Below are 18,670 nucleotides of genomic sequence, written 5' to 3' on the forward strand. Positions count from 1 at the left end.
GTCACGGTCGGTGTGGGTGGTTGTCTGTCTACTGAGCCGAGAGGATGTCGATGACGAAGATCAGGGTCGAATTGCCCGGGATCGACTCATTGCCCTGTTCGCCGTAGCCCTTGTCTGGCGGCACGATGAGGACGATCTGGCTGCCGACCTTCTGGCCGATGAGGCCCTCGTTCCATCCGTCGATGACCTGAGCGTCGCCGACGGGAGAGACGGGGAAGGGCTGACCGCCCTTCTTCCAGTTCGAGTCGAAGGCCTTCGACGTGTCGTCCCAGAGCCAGCCGGAGTACTTCACGGACACGCTCTGGCCCTTCTCGATCTCGGGCCCCTCACCTTCGATCGTCGCGAAGGTCTCGAGCTTCTTCGGCTTATCCCCCTTCGGCTTCGAGATCGACGGGGCACCGTCATCGGCCCAGTCCACGGTCACGGGGTTGTCCGACTGGTCGGCCTTCTCGCCCTCGGCGCGAGTCAGCGGCTTCTCGGCCTTCTCGACGTCGATGACGTAGACCAGCGTCTGCGAGGCCTGGCCCTGTTCGGCGCTGCCGTTGAGCGTGAGCATGACGCGGGAACCTGTCTTGACGCCGATGAGCGCGTCGTAGAGGTCGCCTGAGATCTGCGACTTGTCCATGGGGAATCCTGCCGGCGACTTCGAGTCGTAGCTCGATTCGACGACCTTGCCGGTCGTGCCGGAGACCAACGTCATCTGCGCGGTGACCTGTTCGCCGTCGGCGACCTTGTCGCCCTTGCCCTGGTCGAGAACCTTCTTCTCGGTCTTCTTCACGACCAGAGGAGACTCGAAGCTGACCTTCGGCTTCTCCCCCGTCTTCCCGTCGACGGAGATGTCGTCAAGACTCGTCGACTTCGCATCCTGGGCGGCCACGGACGGCGGCGGCGTGGTCGAGTCATCGGACTCCTCGCCCTGCCCACAGGCCGAGAGCAGCAGCAGACCCGCCGCGATGGAGCTGAGCACTTTGGTGCGCACTGGTTTCCTTTCGTCACACGTGGCCGTCGCCGCGCATCGGCGGACCCGACCGGATCACAGGGCGATCTTACAGGCCCGCGATGAGTGTCTCCGCCTGCGGGTGGGTCGTGGCGAACGGGTCTTTCAGCGCCACAGCCCGGCCGGATTCGTCGTTGAGCCGCAGGTGCACCCAGTCGACCGTGTAGTCCCGTCGGGCCTCATGCGCTGCCCGCACGAACTCGCCGCGGATGGCCGCGCGGGTGCCTGTGGGCGGGTCGACCTTGGCCTTCTCAGCCGCCGCGGCGGGCACGAGGCTCTTCGCCATTCCCGCCGCCTCCAGCTTCGGGAACAGCCCGGTGGCCGGTGTGATGTCGTGGTAGGCGATGTCGAGTCGGTGGATGCGCGGATCCGTGATGTCCTCGTTCCCTCGGACCATTGAGCGTTCGATGAGGGTGCGCTTCATCACCCAGTCGATCTCGGTGTCGACGGCGCCGAAGTCCTGGGATTCGACGGCGGTGAGCATCCGCGTCCACAGGTCGATGACGTAGCGGGCCAGCCCTTCGTCGCCGAGGCTGTGATCGCCGGTCTCGACGAGTCGCTGCGCCCGGTCCCGATAGTCGGCGAGCAGACCGAGCGGGGTCGTGGTCGTCCCATCGGTGCGTTCGAGCACGACGGACCCGGTGAGGTCCCGGGCCACGAGCCGGATGTCGCGCACCGGATGGCGCAGCCCGTTTTCGGGGATCCGTGCTCCCTGTTCGATGAGGTCGAGCATGAGGACGGCCGACCCGATCTTCAGCGCCGAGGTGGTCGTCGACATCGAGGAGTCGCCGACGATGACGTGCAGACGCCGGTACTTCTCGGCGTCCGCGTGCGGTTCGTCGCGGGCGTTGATGATCGGCCGTGACCGGGTCGTCGCCGAGGACAGACCCTCCCACATCACATCGGAGCGGGCGGAGAGGCCGAACATCATCTCCGAACGGTCGGCCACCTCGTCGGGGGCGAAGGCCGAGCGGCGGGGAATGACAGCACCGGCGCCGACGAGCAGCTGGCGTGAGACGAGGAACGGCAGAAGTACGGTCGTCAGCCGGTTGAAGTCGAGGGTGCGGCGGATGAGGAAGTTCTCGTGCGAGCCGTAGGAGTTCCCGGCCGCGTCGGTGTTGTTCTTGACCATGTGCACCCGACCGCCGATGCCGTCGGCTTCGAGTGCGCTCTGCGCCTTGTTCAGCAGGTCGATCATCCGCCCCTCGCCCGCCCGGTCCTGGGCGAGCAGGTCGGAGAGGTCGTCGCATTCTGCGGTCGCATATTCGGGATGCGAACCGACGTCGAGGTAGAGACGAGACCCGTTGGGCAGGAACACGTTCGACGACCGACCCCATTCGACGACAGGACGGAAGAGGTAGCGGGCGATCTCCTCCGGTCCGATGCGTCGCCCGTCCTCAGCAGCGGTGTGCGCGAGTCCGTATTCGGTCTCGACTCCGTAGATGCGTGCCATTCAGTCCTCCCTCAGCCCGGCCATCGTCGTCTCGTCGAGACGGCGGAACGTCCGCTGCCGGTGCGTCGTGCGATCGAGGACGGCGGCCTCGAGATCCTCGGTGGGCAGGCTCGACCGGGTGGCGGCGGCCAGAGCAGCGACGCCGTGGTTGAACACGGCGGCCAGGTCGAGTGATGAGGTGCGCAGCCCGGACAGGGATGCGGTGATCGCATCGGCCTGCCCGCCGATGGCCACATGCTCGGTCTCGTCGATGACCGATCCGTCGTAGCTGAGCCGGTAGAGCTGATCAGCGTCCGCGGTGACGCCGAGTTCGGCCACGACGAGTTCGACTTCGAAGGGCTTCGATTCGGTGGTGAAGACGCCGGCGAGGGTCTGCGCATAAGCGTTCGTCAGGCCCCTGGCGGTGACATCGATCCGATCGTAGGAGTAACCGCGCAGGTCGGCGTAGCGCACCCCGGCCTGACGCAGGGTCTCGAATTCGTTGTACTTGCCGACGGCGGCGAAGCCGATCCGGTCGTAGATCTCCGCGATCTTGTGCAGGGTCGGCGAGGGGTTCTCCGCGAGCAGCAGGATGCCGGAGTCGTAGCGGAGGACGACGACCGAGCGGCCGCGGGCGATGCCCTTGCGCGCGAAGTCGGCGCGGTCCTTCATCAGCTGTTCGGGTGAGACATAGAACGGGGCCTGGCTCATGACCGGTCCTTTCGCTGTGCCGGGCGCACTGTCGTCGGCGCTGTCGTCACGCCGCTCATGCCCCGGCGGTCCGGGTGCGACGATCGACGACCTCGGCGGCGGTGGTGAGAACGGCTGCTGAGTCGATCTCGGTGACTCCCTCGGCGAGGTCGACGGTGAAGATCGTCGGGGCGATCTGCCGGACGAAGTCCGGTCCCCCGGTGGCCGAATCGTCATCGGAGGCGTCGAAGAGTGCCTCGACGGCCACCGAAATCGCCTGGTCCTGGTCGAGTTCGGGCCGCCACAGCTTCTTCAGTGCCCCGCGGGCGAAGCCGGATCCCGAGCCGATCGCGTGGAAGCGGTGCTCTTCGTATTTGCCGCCGGTGACGTCGAAGCTGAAGATCTGCCCATGCGGGGTCACCTCGTCGACCCCGGCGAACAGGGGAACCACGCTCAGGCCCTGCATGGCCAGGCCGAGGTTGCCCCGCAGCATCGCGGCCAGGCGGTTGGCCTTGCCGTTGAGCGAGAGACGGGCCCCTTCGATCTTCTCGTAGTGCTCGAGTTCGAGCTGGAAGAGCCGGATGAGGTCGAGGGCGACGCCGGCCGTGCCGGCGATGCCGATGACGGAGTAGTCGTCGGCGGGCTTGACCTTCTCCATCGAATGGGAGGCGATGAGGTTGCCGATCGTGGCGCGCCGATCCCCGGCCATGAGGATGCCCGAGGCGGTCCGGAAGCAGATGATCGTCGTGCCTTCCGGCGACTGCTCGGACAGATCCCTGGCCCCACCCCGCGGCAGGGCCTCGGGTGCCAGGGAGCGGGCGAGTTCGACGAACGAATTGCTCGTCGAACTCAAGAATGCAGGAGGGAATCCTGCCATCTCATTGGCCGCCCTTCTGGACGAAGTTCTTGACGAACTCCTCCGCGTTCGACTCCAGCACACCGTCGATCTCGTCGAGGATGGAATCGACGTTCTGGGTGTTGATCTGACCCTGGACTGCCTCCGGCGGGTCGACGGGCGCGTCTCCGCCACCGGTCGACTTATCGTGTTGGAACTGTTCCTGCGAGCTCATCTCACACCCCTTCAGTCGTTCTTCGTCCTCAGTCTATCCACTCCGAGTGCCTCCAGCAGGCCCTCGGCGGTCTCGATCCCCTCGAGCCGTTCGGCCAGCAGCGCACGGGTGCCCTTGAGCGGTTCCTGCATGGGCAGGCGCACGACGCCGAAGTCGCCGGCGTTGAGGACCAGGGAGTCCCAGCTGGCGGCCACGAGCTCCTCTCCGAGGCGGCCGACCGCGACCGAGCGGAGGAAGGCCCGCGTCCCGTCGGGGGCGTTGGCCACCGCCGCTTCGACCTCGGCATCGGTGGTCATCCGTCGGATCCGACCGGCGCGTTCGAGCTTGTAGAACAGTCCCTTCTCCGGCCTCACGTCGTGGTACTGGACGTCGATGAGGGCGAGCTTCGGGTGATCCCAGTCGAGGCTCTCGCGGGACCGGTAGCTCTCAAGCAGGACCCATTTGGCGACCCAGTCGATGGAATCGGCGAGGCCGCGCGGATCGTCCGCGAGACCGTCGAGGAACCGCCTCCACTCGGCAAGCACCTCGGCGGTGGCCGGATCGTCGTGGTCGGCGTGTTCGGCACACGCGGCGTAGAAGGCCTCCTGGATCTCCAGGGCGCTGGTCGTGCTGCCGTCGGCCAGCGGCAGTCGGGCGCTCAGGGTCAGGTCGTGGCTGACGTCGGCCAACGACTGCACCGGGTCGGCGAGTTCGATGCGCGGGGCCTGACCCGCCTCGATGAGGGCGAGGACGAGGGAGGTGGCGCCGAAGCGCACGAAGGTCGCGGGTTCGGCCAGGGTGGCGTCGCCGATGATGATGTGCAGGCGACGGTACTTCGCCGGGTCCGCGTGGGGTTCGTCGCGGGTGTTGACGATGGGACGGCGCAGAGTCGTCTCGAGACCGACCTCGGCTTCGAAGAAGTCCGCGCGAGACGAGATCTGGAACCCCTTGCCCTCACCTTCGCGTCCGATGCCCACCCGTCCGGAGCCGCAGAGGACCTGTCGGGAGACGAAGAACGGGATGAGGCCGGCGACGATGTCGTCGAAGTCGACGCTGCGGTCGACGAGGTAGTTCTCGTGGGTGCCGTAGGACGAGCCCTTGGAGTCGGTGTTGTTCTTGTACAGGTTGACCGGTTCGGCCGAGGATTCCAAGGCCCGCACCGAGGCCAGTGCCACGAGGTCGCCGGCCCGGTCGAAGGTGACGATGTCACGCGGTGTGAGCACCTCCGGGGAGGAGTATTCGGGATGCGCATGGTCGACGTAGTAGCGCGCGCCGTTCTCCGTGACCACGTTGGCCAGGTACTGGGCTTCGACCTCATCGGTCGGAATGTGTGTGAGCTGCGAGGAGTCCGCATCGGCGATGTTCATGAAGAACCCGCGCGCATCGGCCAGCGGCGATTCGGCGGCGAAGTCCCAGAAGTTCTGCGATGACTTCAGGCCGCGCGGTCCGGCGTAGGCGTCGACGACACGCGCCGAATCGCGCATCGGATTCGCATGCGGGTTGCCCGGCTGGCTGAGACCGAACTCGGTCTCGGATCCCATGACACGCTGGACTCTGAGCATCTGTTCTTCCTCCAAGGTCTAGACTCGGGGACGTGGCTGTCAAGAAATCCCATCTCCCGATCGCACTGCTCGTCGACCTCATCCTCGTGGTTCTGTTCACGATCGTCGGTCACTACACACATTCTCACAATTTCGAGCTGCAGGGGCTGCTGACCACGGCGTGGCCGTTCTGCGCCGCTCTCGTCATCGCCTGGCTGCTCACCGCGGTCTGGGATCGACCGATCGCTCCCCTGGCCACCGGCACCGGGGTGTGGGCGATCACCGTGCTCATCGGACTCGTCATCCGCGGGATCACCGGCGCGGGCGGCGAACCGGGCACGGTGCCCGTGAGCTTCATGATCGTGGCGACCACGCTCAATCTCATCACCCTCGTCGGGTGGCGCATCATCGCCACCGCCGTCGCCGGAGGATCGGGCCGCAAGCGCAGCCGCTGACCCGATCCTCCGTGTTCAGACGAGGTCGGAGTTCGGCCGCACCTCGGCGACGTCGACCTCATAGGGCACCGTCGGGGCGCCGCGGGTGGTGTCGAGGTGCATCATCCGCAGATGGGTGACGCGTTCGCCCTTGCGACCGGAGATCCGTGCCCATTCATCCGGGTTCGTCGTATTCGGCAGGTCCTCATGCTCGCTGAACTCCTCGGCGATGGCGGCCTCGAAGTGGTCGCGGCGCAGTCCCCGCTCACCGGTGTCGAGCAGCGACTTGATCGCCGACTTCTTCGCCCGGTCGACGATGTTGTGGATCATCGCACCCGAGGCGAAGTCGGAGAAGTGAAGGACTTCCTTCGAACCGTCGGCGTAGCTGACCTCGACGAATTCGTTCTCCGGTGACTGGGCGTACATCCGATCGACACAGAAGTCGATGAGGGCGGACACCGCCTCGGCGGGGGTCGAATGCCCCTCGTGGACGCTGGTGTGCAGCGGCAGGTCCGCGGTCAGGTACTTCTCGAAGATGTCGCGGGCGGCATCGGCATCGGGGCGTTCGATGCGGATCTTCACATCGAGGCGGCCGGGCCGCAGGATCGCGGGATCGATGAGGTCCTCACGGTTCGACGCGCCGATGACGATGACGTTGTCGAGCTGTTCGACGCCGTCGATCTCGGTGAGCAGCTGCGGGACGATCGTCGTCTCCACGTCCGAGGACTTGCCGGTGCCGCGGGTGCGGAACAGTGATTCCATCTCGTCGAAGAAGACGACGACGGGGAACCCGGCCGAGGCCTTCTCCCGGGCGCGGGCGAAGATCAGACGCAGCTGACGTTCGGTCTCACCGACGTACTTGTCCAGCAGCTCGGGGCCCTTGATGTTGAGGAAGTAGGTCTTGCGGGCACGTTCCTCACCGGTGCGGTCGGCCAACGAGTTCGCCACGGCCTTCGCGATGAGGGTCTTGCCGCATCCGGGCGGACCGTAGAGCAGGATGCCCTTGGGTGGTTTGAGCCCGTGCTCGGTGTAGAGCTCAGGGTGTTCGAAGGGCAGTTCGACGGCGTCCTTGATCAGACCGATCTGGTCAGCGAGGCCGCCGATGTCCGAATAGGTGATGTCCGGGACCTCTTCGAGCAGCAGCGAGGAGACCTCCGGCTTCTCGACGACCTGCAGCGCGTAGTGGGTGCGGGTGTCGACGACGACGGCATCGCCGACGCGCAGACCCGAGTCGATGAGGTCGGCGGCGAGGACGAAGACCTGCTCGTCATCACCAGGAGCTCCGACGAGGATGCGCGTCTCATCGACGAACTCACGGACGTTGACGACCGAGCCGACCGAGGCGAAGGCGCCGGTGCCGATGATGACGAGCCCTTCGGACAGGAGCACATCGGCTCCGGCCCGCAGCTGGGTGGGTTCGACCTCGGGGGCCACGGCCACGCGCATCCGGCGTCCGCCGACGATGACGTCGGCGGCGACACCGGACTCATCGAGTGCGATGAGGGTGCCCCAGTTGTTCGGCGGCTCGGTCAGACGACGGGCCTCTTCCTTGATCCGATTCAGCTCGTCACGGGCTGTGCGGAGGGTCTTCGACAGGGCCTCGTTGCGCTTCCCGGCGCTGTAGAGCTGCTGACGCAGCGAGGCGGTGTCCTCACGCAGGCGCTTCATCTCGGTCGGTGTCTCTGTCATCGTTCCTCCTCCGACTCTGTGTTGGTCGTGGATGCGGTGCTGGTCGTGGATGCGGTGCTGGTCGTGGATGCGGTGCTGGTCGTGGTCGCTGATCCGATGGGGGGCTGCGGCCCCGCCGCGGGCTGCTGTGTCGGTCGGGTCCGGTGTGTCTGTGTCCTCGGTTCCTGTCCCGGATCCCGGTGGGGCGCCGTCGGGTCGGTCGTCGTCGTCGCGCAGTCGTCTGCCGGCATCGCGCATCACTCGTCGCAGCTTCTTGCCGTGGGCGGTGCGGGTGCCGATCGCCGCCTCGGTGACTTCGGAGTCGGTCCAGGCGCTGACGTCCTCCGGTGCGGCGGTTGCGGCCGCGGGACGCTTCTTCTTCTCCAGCGGGGCAACGCCGTCGGCCATGCGGCGGGCGATGATGAGGAACCCGGTGTGCGCGATCATCCGGTGATCGGGGCGCACGGCGAGGCCGTCGGCGTGCCAGCCGCGGATCATGGCCTCCATGGATTCTGGCTCGGCGAACTTCTGTGAGGCGCGCAGGGCCTCGACGAAGCGGGAGAGCTGCGGGACGGTGGCGACATAGGCGATGACGATTCCGCCTGGGGCCAGGGCATCGCTGACCGCGTCGAGGGTGTTCCAGGGAGTGAGCATGTCGAGCACGACGCGATCGACCGAGCCGGGCCCGAAGGTCTGCGGCAGCGTGTCGGCGAGGTCGCCGACCGTCACCGACCAGTTGTCCGGTTCGCCGTCGAAGAAGTCGGCAATGTTGCCCTTCGCGATCGTGGCGAACTCCTCGCGGAGCTCGAACGAGTGGACGGAGCCTGCGGGGCCGACGGCCCGCAGCAGCGCCATCGACAGCGCACCGGATCCGACTCCGGCCTCGACGACGACGGCACCGGGGAAGATGTCGCCGAGGGTGACGATGAGTCCGGAGTCCTTGGGGTAGACGACCGCGGCACCGCGGGGCATCGAGAGCACGAAGTCTTCGTACCTGGGTCGGAAGACCTGGAAGTCCACTCCCCCGGTGTTCGAGACGATGATTCCCTCGGTCCGACCGATGATGTCGTCGTGGCTGATGAGCCCCTTGTTCGTGTGGAACGTCTCACCCTCGGCGAGCACGATGGTGTGCATGCGCCCCTTCGGATCGGTGAGCTGGACCTTCTCGCTCGGAGACAGAACGCGCGGAGGCCGGGTATGGAGTGCCTGAGTCATGATGACACCACTCTACGCTGGTGAGGATTGCCTCACACAACCGGCTCAGGCGGCGAGCAGCTCGTCGAAGAACTCCTGGAGGTCGATGACCCCGACAAGGGTGTTGCCGTCCATGACCAGGCTGAACTGTGCCTTGGGCCGATGTGTCAGCGATTCGAGCAGATGCGGTGCGGTGATGTCCTTGGGCACGCCGATCCAGCCGGCCAGCGGTCGGGCCACCTCGCCGGCGGGAACGGCCTCGAGCGTCTCGGCGAGTCGGCCGGCGGCGGCATGCCGGTCGACGAGCCCATAGGGCAGGCCCTTCTGGTCGAGGACGACGATGAGGGTGCGTTCCTTCGCATTGCCGAGAGTGTTCGCATAGTCGAGGGTGTCGGCGAGGTCGGCGTCCCAGGTCGCTGCGATCGCCGGCTGGATGACCTGCGAGAGGTCGTAGGTCTCCATCTTCCGTGCCCGTTTGGCGTGGGTGGCGGCGTCTCCGGCGGAGAACCACAGCATGATCGCGATGAGCGACATCCAGGCCACCGTCAGCGGTGCCGGGCGCTGACCGGCCAGCAGCGGGGTGATGACCGACCAGCCGATGAATCCGATCGCGATGATGCGTCCGACCCAGCTCGCGACGATCGTGCCGAGGTATTGGGAACCGGTGATGCGCCACATGATCGCCTGCAGCGCCCAGCCTCCGTCGAGCGGGATGCCCGGCAGCAGGTTGATCGCCCCGAGTGCGACATTGGCGAACGTCACCGCGATGAGCAGCAGCCACGGCACCGAGGTCGGGCTGGCCGCGCTCAGCGCCCACCATCCGAGCAGGGCGAGGACGATGTTGACGATGGGGCCGACGATGGAGATGACGAAGCTCGTCGTCGCGGCCTTGTCGCGCGGATTGTCGACCTGCGGTTCGAACCGGGTGAAGCCGCCCCAGATGTTGAGCTCGATGGCTGCGACCTTCTGTCCGTAGAACTGTCCTGCCACTCCGTGCGCGAGTTCGTGGAGGAACACCGAGGCGAAGAGGAGGACGGCGTAGGCGAAGGCGACGAACCAGGCTCCGACGCCCAGATCGGGGCGGACCTGGTTGAGCCAGGGGGTGAAGAGGATCGTGATGACGATGGCGGCGAGGAACCACGACCATGCCAGGATCACCGGCGCGCCGAGGACGGTGCCCAGGCGCAGGCCCGAGGACGCACCGGGCTGGTGGTTTTTCGCGGCCATTGAAGGGAATCCTCCGGTCGAAGTCGTGGTCAGCAGGTCCACAGAGTGTCGGGTACTCAGCCTAACAGCGACGGCACCGTCGCCGCTGGTCGCCACGTCGTGTCGGTGCAGGTCGTTACAGTGGTGATATGGCCGAGCTCACCAGTCTCTCGCCCTCCCGGGCCAACGACTTCATCCAATGCCCCCTGAAGTTCCGCTTCCGCAGCGTCGACAGGCTGCCGGAGCCGCCGTCGCAGGCCGCCTTCCGGGGCACCGTGGTCCATGCGGTGCTCGAGAAGCTGTTCACGGCCCCCGCTGCGGACCGCACCGCCGAACTCGCTCAGTCGATGCTGATGCCGGCCTGGGACGAACTCGTGGAGAAGGATCCCGAGGTGCTCGAGATCTTTGCGCACGAGTCGGAGAAGGAGACGTTCTTCACATCAGCGCGTCGCCTCATCGACTCCTATTTCGTTCTCGAGTACCCCGAGCACCTCGAACCGGACGAGACGGAGAAGTTCGTCCGCACCACATTGGACAGCGGACTCGAGCTGCGCGGCTTCATCGACCGCGTCGATGTCGCTCCCGGTGGGCAGAAGCGCCTCGTCGACTACAAGACGGGCAAACAGCCGAAGCCCCAGTACGGACGGGAGGCGAAGTTCCAGATGGGGTTCTACGCCCTCGTCGTCTACCGGCTCTCCGGCGAGCTCGTCCACACGCTGCAGCTGATGTACCTGGGATCGCGCAGCGTGCTCAAATCGCATCCGACGATGACCGAGATCGAGCAGACCGAGTTCGAGATCGACGCGATCTGGAAGGACATCATCGCCTCGGCCGAAGCCGATCGGTGGCGGCCGAAGAAGTCTCCGCTGTGCAATTGGTGCACCTTCAAACCGCTGTGCCCGGCGTGGGGCAACACGGCCCCGCCGACTCCTGAGATCACGAAGATCGTCGGGGTCTGAAGCGACCGGCCTGGCCGACGGCTTCCGTAAGCTAGGCCGAATGCTTCCGCAGGGCGCGCAGGTCCTCGATGCCTCTGCCGTCGAGGCCGTCCCACAGGATCCGACCCGGCTCGGGCTCGAGGTCGACGAGATGGGGCACTCCCACGGCGATCGTCCCGGCCGCCTCGGCGCTGGCCAGACCCGGCCTCGAATCCTCGAGGGCCACACACTCGGCGGGGTCGAACCCGAGCAGGGCCGCACCCTTGAGATAGGGCTCGGGGTCGGGCTTGCCGGCGGAGACCTCGTCGCCGGCGATGAGCCCGGCAAAGCTGCCGTCGGGACAGCTGGCGATGACCGCTTCGGCCAGCGGCCGGTACGACATCGTCACCATCACACAGGGGATTCCCTCGGCCCCGAGTTCGGCGAGGAGTTCGAGGGCGCCGGGCCGGAACGGCACCGAGGTGCGGATCTGATCGATCACCGCATCCATCAGCGTCGTCACGATCTCTTCGGCAGGCAGTTCGAGGCCGGCGTCCTGCATCATCCTCGCCGAGGTGATGAGCTCGTTGCCGACGAATTCGAGCCCCTGCTCGTCCGACCAGGGAATGCCGTGGGCGTTCATCAGTTCGGTCTCGGCCCTGATCCAGTACGGCTCCGTATCGACCAGGGTTCCGTCCATGTCCCAGAGGACCGCGGCAGGGAAGGCTTCGGCAGAATTCGTCATGGTGCCAGCGTAGTCTTGAACCATGAGCTTTCTTCCATCCGGGTCCGGGGCACTCGTCTTCATCGCCTTCGAAGGTCAGGATGCCGACGCCTCGGAAGCGGCGAGTTCGCTGGCCAAGGATCTCATCGAGGTCTGGGATCTCAGCGACTCCGAGATCCTCGACACCGACGGCTTCTACGAGTTCCGCTTCTCCGAGCCGGAGATCATCCGCGACGAGGACGGGACGGCGACGATCGCATGGCCCGGTGTCGCCGTGCATCGCGGCCACCTCGGCGAACTGCCGGTCACTGTCATCCACGGTCACGAACCGGGACTGAAGTGGCGGGAGTTCCTGTCCCTCGTCCTCGCCGAGGTCGGTGATGAGGATTCCGTCGTCCTCCTCGGCGGGCTGCACGCCGAGGTCCCGCATACCCGCCCCCTGCCGGTCGTGGCCAACACCGAGGACCCCGGTCTGGCCGCGGATCTCGACATCGATGCCAACGGCTACGAAGGGCCGATCGGGATCCTCGGACTCCTCGGTGTGGCCTGTCAGTGGCGAGGTGTCCGGGCGATCAACGTGTGGGTGGGAGTGCCGGACTATCTGGCCGACTCACCGTCGCCGAAGGCCGAACTGGCCCTGGCCAAGGCCGTCGAGCGATACGCCGGAGTGGAGGTCGACATCCACGTGCTCGAGGAGGAGAGCCGGGCGTGGGAGCTCGGCGCCGATGAGCTCGTGTCCCTCAACCCGAATCTGGCAGAGCTCGTCAAGGGCCTCGAAGAGCTCAATGACTCCGCTGACCTGCCCGAGGCCAGCGGGGATGCGATCGCGGCCGAGTTCGAACGCTATCTGCGCAAACGCGGCCGCGAGAAATAGGGCGGGCCTCCCCCCGCCGGTGCCCTCAGTGCCGGTGCCCTCAGTCGAGCAGACGGATGCCGAGCAGCGCGTCCACCGCGTCGGCGACCCGGTCGCCGCTGACGGCATCGGACTCAGCACCTTCGGAATCGGCATAGTGGTCGGCCCACTCATCGAGGATGCCCAGGGCCCGCGGACTGTCGAGATCATCTGTCAGCGCCTCGCGGAGCAGGCCGATGATGTGTCCGCGCAGACCCTCGCGGCATTCGGATTCGCATTTCGCGGCGTGTCGCCATGCCTGCAGGCGGGCCTCGGCGACCTCGAGCTGGTCCTCGGAGAAGCTCCAGTCGGTGCGGTAGTGATTGGCCAGGATCACGGTCCGGATGACCATGGGGTCGACTCCGCGTTCGCGCAGCTCGGAGACGAGCACGAGGTTGCCCTTGGACTTACTCATCTTCTCGCCGTCGAGGCCGACCATGCCGGTGTGCATGTACGTCTTCGCCATCGGAGTGTCCCGCCAGGCCGCGGCATGGGCCGCGCTCATCTCGTGGTGCGGGAAGATGAGGTCGTTGCCGCCGCCCTGCACGTCGAGGGGAAGACCCGCGTACTCATCGACGATGACGGTGCATTCGACATGCCAGCCGGGGCGGCCGCGTCCCAGCGTTCCGCCGTCCCAGGAGGGTTCGCCCTCACGTTCGGCTCTCCACAGCAGCGGGTCGATCGGGTTGTCCTTGCCCGGGGTGTCCGGGTCGCCGCCGCGTTCTGCCGACAGCTCCGCCATGGTCTTCGCATCGTCATGGCTGACGGTGCCGAAGGGCGGGGTGATCGGGGTCGAGACGCGGTAGTAGACATCGCCGTTCTCGAGAGTGTAGGCCGCACCCTTCGCGACAAGGTCGCGCACGGCGGCGGCGATCTCGGCGACGGATTCGACGACGCCGATGAAGTCGCGCGGCGGGATCACCCGCAGGGCTTCCATATCGTCGCGGAAGAGCTGGATCTGTGAGGAGGCGAGTTCGCGCCAGTCGACACCGGTGGCGTCGGCGCGTTCGAGCAGCGGATCATCGACATCGGTCGTGTTCTGTACGTAGACGACGTCGAGTCCGGCATCGCGCCAGACGCGGTTGAGCAGGTCGAAGGCCACGTAGGTGGCGGCATGCCCGAGATGCGTCGCGTCGTAGGGGGTGATGCCGCAGACGTACAGGCGAGCCGTCTGATCCTTGCCACGCAGACGGCGCGGGCTGCGGGAGCTCGTGTCGAACACTGTGGGCACCTTGCCGGTGCTGGTCAGACGGGGCAGTTGAGGTTCGGGCCATGACTTCACGGCACCCAGCCTAACCGAGTCACCGGCGTTCGGCACTTCGGGTCCGACGTGACTCTTCTGACCCCTTCCCGCCGCTCAGATCGGGGGCCAGGGGATGACGGTGCGGTCTTCGGGCGCTTCGGGGAAGAACTCCCCTGCCAGAAGGGCCGCGGCGCGGTCGGACAGGGCCTCCAGTTCGGCCTCCGACAGGCAGTCGGCCAGTGCGGAGCGCAGCGGCTCGTCCATTGCAGCGACTGATTCGAGGGCATCGATCTCGTCGGCGTGGAAAGAGGCTCGGGAGAAGCCCCAGAGCACGGTGCGCAGCTTCTCCTCGGTGTGGAAGGTCAGACCGTTGTCGATGCCGAAGATGCCGATGTCGGACGAGGCGATGCTCGGCAGACAGCTGCCGGTGATGACGTGTCCGGCCTTCCGGTCGGCGTTGTTGGCCAGCAGATCGAAGAAGGCGACGGCCCGCAGCCCCTCGGACACACTGTGTGAGAGCACGAGGTCGCGACCGTCCTCGGTGCGCAGAGCGAAGATCGGGACGTGATCGGGCGGGATCGTGGTCACCGCGCTCAGGGTCACGGCCTCCTCGTCCTCGGAGGATTCGACATAGGCCTGCAGGGAACCCCGGCCGGCGGGCAGATCATCGCGAAGCACGGTCGGCGGCACCACGTCGAGGCCGAGAGTCGAGCTGAGTCGGTAGGCTGCGACCTCCCGCAGGGCGAGGCTCGCCGGTGGGAAGTCGTGGAGCGGTCGTTCACCGGAGATGGGCTTGTACACGGCCTTGAACGCGCGGCCGGTGTGTTCGATCACGAGCAGTCGGGTGTCGTTGCTGGCCCGTGGGATCGATCCCATCTCGGTCCAGTCGCCGGTCGTGAGCGCGTCGATGAGGAGGCTGTGGTCCATCACTGGTCAGGCGCGCGGGATCCCGTTGGCCCGCGGGCAGAGGTGACCGTCGGGTTCGAGCGGGAGCGAGCAGAACGGGCAGTCGCCGCGTCCGGCGCTGACGACCTGCTCTCCGCGGCGGGAGAACTCGCGGGCGGCGGCCGCGTCGAGGACCACGCGCAGCACTTCGCGTTCGACCTCATCGTCATCCGGGTCCGCGGAGGTGCCCGCCTGAGCGTCGGCCTCGGTGAGTTCGAAGCATTCGATGACGAGTTCGTGTTTGACGGTGTCCCAGCCCAGGCTCATGGTGCCCACGCGGAACTCCGGTTCGATCGGCACATTCAGCCCGGCATTGTCGATGCGATCATCAAGTGCCGTCTGCGGCACCCGGGCGGTGGGGTCCTTGATCATCACCATGTCGAGCAGTTCGGTGACGCGGTCGGCGAGGATCTCCACCTGCTCCTTCTCCACGACCACGGTCGTCAGTGAGTTTCCCGACTTCGCCTGGAGGAGGAAGGTCCTCTCCCCCGGGAGTCCGATCGTGCCGACGACGAAACGATCCGGTGTGGGGTGGTCGTACAGAGCTGCCATGTCTTCAGCCTAGTCGAAACCCTTACATGTGACTCCGGCCTGGGATACATTTGAGTCATGAGCACTGATCCTCGTGAGGCCCTGGACGCATTCCTCGAAGCAGTGAGAGAGCACTACGCTGCATCCGCACACCGCACCGGAGACCAAGACCCCAGAGTCGAAGCGGCTTATATGGCATTGGCCGACGCCTTCGAAATCTACGAAGATGCGATCTACACCGCATTCGACGAGGTGACTCCCTTCGAGCTCTTCGACGACGTCGAGGACGCGAAGGACGATGACGACGTGTTCGGGCCCGAGGACGACGAGGACGACTGAGCTCGATTCCGCTTGAGCGGATCTGCCCCGGGATCACAGATCCGCCCGGGAATCAGGAGATCTGCTCGAGCACCTCGGCGATCTCGTCGGCCAGATCGACGTCGCTGCCGGTGATCTCGGCGAGCTGGGACGATGTGCGCGGAGAGACGAGGGTGCATGTCACGCCGCGATGCCGGTTGAAGGCCAACGCGATGTCCGTCGTCGACACGCCGAGCGCCGAGGCGGCCCGACGCACCCCGGCGAGCACCCGGTTCGACCCATCGTCGAGATACTCCGTGACATAGTCCGCGAGTTCCCCGGCCAGCCGGGAGTCCTGCGGGGTCGCATTCCGATATTTGTCCGTGAGCACGCCGCGGCCGAGGCCGGCACCGGCGATGAGTCCCACCCCTGCGTAGTCGGCGGCGGGGACGAGATCGTCCTCGGCCGCCCGGTTGAGCAGTGAGTACTCGGCCACAGCGCACGAGATCGGGATCCCGGCTCCGCGCATCTCCGCGAGCTGCCAGCCGGTGTGGTGGGAGACGCCGACGTAGCGGATCTTTCCGAGCGTGAGCAGCGTGTCGATCGCCGAGGCGGTCTCCGCCCTGTCGACGTCCGCATCGAAGACGTCGAGGACGAGCACGTCGAGGTGGCCCCGACCGATGCTGCGCAGCAGAGAGTCGACCTGGGACAGGATCCGTGCCCGTCCGAGACCGACCTCGATGTGGTCCGTCTCACTCATGGACACGCCCACACGGGCCATCATCAGCATCTCTTCGGGAAGTCTCAGCTGGGCGATCACCTCGGCGGCGAAATGATGCGCACTGGGCAGCTCGACGAGGTTCCCACCTGCATCGTTGTACTCCTCGACGAGTCGTTGGGCGGCCTGGGCGTCGACCCGGTGACCCCATTCGAAGGTCCCGAGACCCACATCGCTGACGTCGAGTCCGGTCTGGCCGATGCGTTGGTGCTTCATGCTTCTTGAGGTTACCCGATCAGCCGACTACCGTGGTTGCGTTCCCACCCACTTTCACAAGGAGTCGTATGTACGACTGGCTGGTCGCTGCCGTGCTCGGAATCGTGCAGGCACTCACCGAGTTCCTCCCGATCTCATCCTCGGCGCATGTGCGCATCGTCGGTGAGCTCATGCTCCCCGGTGACGACCCTGGTGCGTTCTTCACCGCGATCATCCAGATCGGCACAGAGGCGGCCGTGGTCGTCTATTTCTGGCGCGATATCGTCTCGATCATCTCCAAGTGGTGCAAGGCCCTGGTCGGTCGGCACGACCGCAGAGACCCCGAGGTGCGGCTGGGCTGGCTGATCATCATCGGTTCGATTCCCATCGTCGTGCTCGGCCTCCTCTTCCAGGACGCCATCGAGGGAGCGCTGCGCAGCCTGTGGATCACCGCGACGATGCTCATCGTCTTCGGCCTCGTCATCGGTCTCGCTGACTGGGTGGGGAAGAAGGAGCGGACCTTGGACGGCATGACCTGGGGGCAGGGCCTGCTCTTCGGGCTCGCCCAGTCGCTCGCCCTCGTTCCCGGCGTCTCCCGGTCCGGCGGCACGATCATGGCCGGACGATTCATGGGCTTCTCCCGCCCCGAGGCGGCGCGGTACTCGTTCCTGCTCGCCATCCCCGCCGTCGTGGGGTCCGGCTTCTTCAGCGTCTACAAGAGCCTCGGCAGCACGGACATGGTGCTCGGCTGGGGACCGACGGCACTCGCCACACTCATCTCCTTCGGGCTCGGCCTCGTCGTCATCCACTGGTTCCTGAAGTATGTGCAGACGAGGTCCTTCGGCATCTTCGTCTGGTACCGCGTGGCCTTGGGCATCGTGCTCTACATTCTGCTCGGCACCGGAGTCCTCGCCGCCGTCTGAGGGATCAGCGCGGCCTGCTGCCGCACATTTCGAATCGGTCTGATCCCGGTCTTCGTCCGCGAATGCCGGGATCAGCGCATTCCGCCGCCGCCGACAGTATTCGATTGGGCGAGACCGGCGGCGGTGACCGACATCGCGGCGAGCACCGGCCGATCGCCCGAATGGTCGATGACGGTGAACGAACCAGGTGCCACGCTCAGCCGCTGGAAGTCATCGAGAGGCATGCCCAGGGCGTCGGCGACGATCGCCTTGATGATGTCGCCGTGGGAGACGATCATCGCCCAGCGAGGTGGCGCCTTCGTTTCCGTCTCCCCCGCCTCTGCGCGCTCGCGATCCTCTTCTGCCTTGAGCTCGGCGACGATCTCAGCGATGCGGGACGCGGATCGCCGCGCAGCCTCGGCGATGGATTCCCCTCCGGGGAACCGCGCCTTCGAGGGAGTCTTGAGCACGGTCTCCCACAGCGGTTCCCGTCCCAGCACCTTGAGTTCGCGTCCCGTCCAGTCCCCGTAGTCGAGTTCGACGAAGGCCTGGTCGACGCCGACGACATCGCTCTCGACGGTCTTCTGGGCGATCGCGGCGGTCTCGACGCATCGGGTGAGCGGCGAATGGAGGAGTCGGGAGAATCGGCGGTGCGGCAGCAGTGCGAGATTCGCTTCGAGCGCACTGACTCCCTCGTCGGTCAGCGACACGCCGGGGGCACGTCCGGCCAGGATTCCTGCCGTGTTGGCACTGGAGATGCCGTGCCGCAGAAGTACGATGACGGGCATGCCATCAAGACTAGCCCAGATCGTCTAGGGTGGGCCTATGAAACGTCAGCGACCACGTATGACCTACGAGTTCCGGAAGGTCTCGTTCTCCCGGGATGTCCCGCGTTCGGTCAGCCTGCAGGAGCTCAATGACGAAGCGGAATACGGCAAATGGGAGCTCGCCCGCACCCGCATCTCCGTCGGCGGAGTGCGCACGGTGTGGCTGCGCCGCAAGATCATGCCGCTGACGCAGAGCGCCTGATCCCCA

20 protein-coding genes are annotated in these 18,670 nt (G+C 66.3%); 6 read left to right on the forward strand and 14 right to left on the reverse strand.

The genetic code is table 11. From position 1 onward, the window contains the following. Positions 1-28 precede the first annotated feature (28 nt). The 6 genes from J9314_RS09570 to dop all read right to left on the reverse strand — a co-directional run bounded on the left by J9314_RS09570 (position 29) and on the right by dop (position 5,730). Complete coding sequence (locus J9314_RS09570; RefSeq protein WP_246490311.1) at positions 29-979, reverse strand: FKBP-type peptidyl-prolyl cis-trans isomerase; 951 nt, start codon at positions 977-979, stop codon at positions 29-31. Positions 980-1,046: 67 nt separating this feature from the next. After that, on the reverse strand, positions 1,047-2,450 hold the full coding sequence (gene pafA / locus J9314_RS09575) for a Pup--protein ligase (protein WP_210602223.1): 1,404 nt from the start codon (positions 2,448-2,450) through the stop codon (positions 1,047-1,049). After that, a complete protein-coding gene (gene prcA, locus J9314_RS09580) occupies positions 2,451-3,140 on the reverse strand; it encodes a proteasome subunit alpha (RefSeq protein ID WP_210602224.1) in 690 nt (229 codons plus the stop codon). Positions 3,141-3,195: 55 nt separating this feature from the next. Beyond that, a complete protein-coding gene (gene prcB / locus J9314_RS09585; protein ID WP_210602225.1) occupies positions 3,196-3,996 on the reverse strand; it encodes a proteasome subunit beta in 801 nt (266 codons plus the stop codon). Position 3,997: 1 nt separating this feature from the next. Then, positions 3,998-4,189, reverse strand: a complete 192-nt coding sequence (locus tag J9314_RS09590; protein ID WP_166971760.1) for a ubiquitin-like protein Pup — start codon at positions 4,187-4,189, stop codon at positions 3,998-4,000. Between the two features lie 11 nt (positions 4,190-4,200). Then, on the reverse strand, positions 4,201-5,730 hold the full coding sequence (gene dop / locus J9314_RS09595) for a depupylase/deamidase Dop (RefSeq protein WP_210602226.1): 1,530 nt from the start codon (positions 5,728-5,730) through the stop codon (positions 4,201-4,203). A 32-nt stretch (positions 5,731-5,762) separates the two neighbouring features. Between dop and J9314_RS09600 the strand changes: the two genes are divergently transcribed. Beyond that, on the forward strand, positions 5,763-6,164 hold the full coding sequence (locus J9314_RS09600; protein ID WP_181273731.1) for a DUF3054 domain-containing protein: 402 nt from the start codon (positions 5,763-5,765) through the stop codon (positions 6,162-6,164). A gap of 15 nt (positions 6,165-6,179) precedes the next feature. Here the strand turns inward: J9314_RS09600 and arc are convergent, their stop codons facing one another. Then, positions 6,180-9,026, reverse strand: coding sequence for a proteasome ATPase (gene arc / locus J9314_RS19455; RefSeq protein WP_425514154.1), 2,847 nt, complete (start codon positions 9,024-9,026; stop codon positions 6,180-6,182). 45 nt (positions 9,027-9,071) lie between these two features. Then, positions 9,072-10,232, reverse strand: coding sequence for a site-2 protease family protein (locus J9314_RS09615; protein WP_181273729.1), 1,161 nt, complete (start codon positions 10,230-10,232; stop codon positions 9,072-9,074). A gap of 128 nt (positions 10,233-10,360) precedes the next feature. Here J9314_RS09615 and J9314_RS09620 point away from each other — a divergent pair, with 128 nt between their 5' ends. Continuing rightward, entirely contained in the window at positions 10,361-11,170 is an 810-nt protein-coding gene (locus tag J9314_RS09620; RefSeq protein ID WP_210602227.1) for a RecB family exonuclease, read from the forward strand. Positions 11,171-11,201: 31 nt separating this feature from the next. Here J9314_RS09620 and J9314_RS09625 read toward each other — a convergent pair whose 3' ends face one another. Continuing rightward, entirely contained in the window at positions 11,202-11,873 is a 672-nt protein-coding gene (locus J9314_RS09625) for an HAD family hydrolase (RefSeq protein ID WP_210602228.1), read from the reverse strand. A gap of 22 nt (positions 11,874-11,895) precedes the next feature. Between J9314_RS09625 and J9314_RS09630 the strand changes: the two genes are divergently transcribed. Continuing rightward, complete coding sequence (locus J9314_RS09630) at positions 11,896-12,726, forward strand: proteasome assembly chaperone family protein (RefSeq protein WP_210602229.1); 831 nt, start codon at positions 11,896-11,898, stop codon at positions 12,724-12,726. A 40-nt stretch (positions 12,727-12,766) separates the two neighbouring features. On the opposite strand, the gene mshC is transcribed toward J9314_RS09630, so the two are convergent. The 3 genes from mshC to J9314_RS09645 form a co-directional block, all read right to left on the reverse strand. Next, complete coding sequence (gene mshC / locus J9314_RS09635) at positions 12,767-14,026, reverse strand: cysteine--1-D-myo-inosityl 2-amino-2-deoxy-alpha-D-glucopyranoside ligase (RefSeq protein ID WP_210602230.1); 1,260 nt, start codon at positions 14,024-14,026, stop codon at positions 12,767-12,769. 75 nt (positions 14,027-14,101) lie between these two features. After that, entirely contained in the window at positions 14,102-14,914 is an 813-nt protein-coding gene (locus J9314_RS09640; RefSeq protein ID WP_210602231.1) for an SCO1664 family protein, read from the reverse strand. Between the two features lie 6 nt (positions 14,915-14,920). Continuing rightward, on the reverse strand, positions 14,921-15,484 hold the full coding sequence (locus tag J9314_RS09645; protein WP_181273723.1) for a DUF3090 domain-containing protein: 564 nt from the start codon (positions 15,482-15,484) through the stop codon (positions 14,921-14,923). 57 nt (positions 15,485-15,541) lie between these two features. On the opposite strand from J9314_RS09645, the gene J9314_RS09650 reads away from it, so the two are divergent. After that, positions 15,542-15,802: a hypothetical protein gene (locus tag J9314_RS09650; protein WP_181273722.1), complete on the forward strand. Its 261-nt coding sequence runs from the start codon at positions 15,542-15,544 to the stop codon at positions 15,800-15,802. 52 nt (positions 15,803-15,854) lie between these two features. Here the strand turns inward: J9314_RS09650 and J9314_RS09655 are convergent, their stop codons facing one another. After that, the gene (locus tag J9314_RS09655) at positions 15,855-16,754 is read right to left on the reverse strand and encodes an aldo/keto reductase (protein WP_210602232.1); all 900 of its coding nucleotides are present in this window, start codon (positions 16,752-16,754) and stop codon (positions 15,855-15,857) included. Between the two features lie 68 nt (positions 16,755-16,822). Between J9314_RS09655 and J9314_RS09660 the strand changes: the two genes are divergently transcribed. Beyond that, positions 16,823-17,656: an undecaprenyl-diphosphate phosphatase gene (locus tag J9314_RS09660; protein WP_210602233.1), complete on the forward strand. Its 834-nt coding sequence runs from the start codon at positions 16,823-16,825 to the stop codon at positions 17,654-17,656. A gap of 71 nt (positions 17,657-17,727) precedes the next feature. Here J9314_RS09660 and J9314_RS09665 read toward each other — a convergent pair whose 3' ends face one another. Next, positions 17,728-18,423 carry a histidine phosphatase family protein gene (locus J9314_RS09665; RefSeq protein ID WP_210602234.1) on the reverse strand — a complete coding sequence of 232 codons (696 nt, stop codon included), beginning with the start codon at positions 18,421-18,423 and terminating at the stop codon, positions 17,728-17,730. Positions 18,424-18,460: 37 nt separating this feature from the next. On the opposite strand from J9314_RS09665, the gene J9314_RS09670 reads away from it, so the two are divergent. Continuing rightward, positions 18,461-18,664, forward strand: coding sequence for a DUF5703 family protein (locus J9314_RS09670; protein WP_246490312.1), 204 nt, complete (start codon positions 18,461-18,463; stop codon positions 18,662-18,664). Positions 18,665-18,670 lie beyond the last annotated feature (6 nt).

It is taken from the genome of Brevibacterium oceani (genome assembly GCF_017948325.1).
Classification (GTDB): Bacteria; Actinomycetota; Actinomycetes; order Actinomycetales; family Brevibacteriaceae; genus Brevibacterium; species Brevibacterium oceani.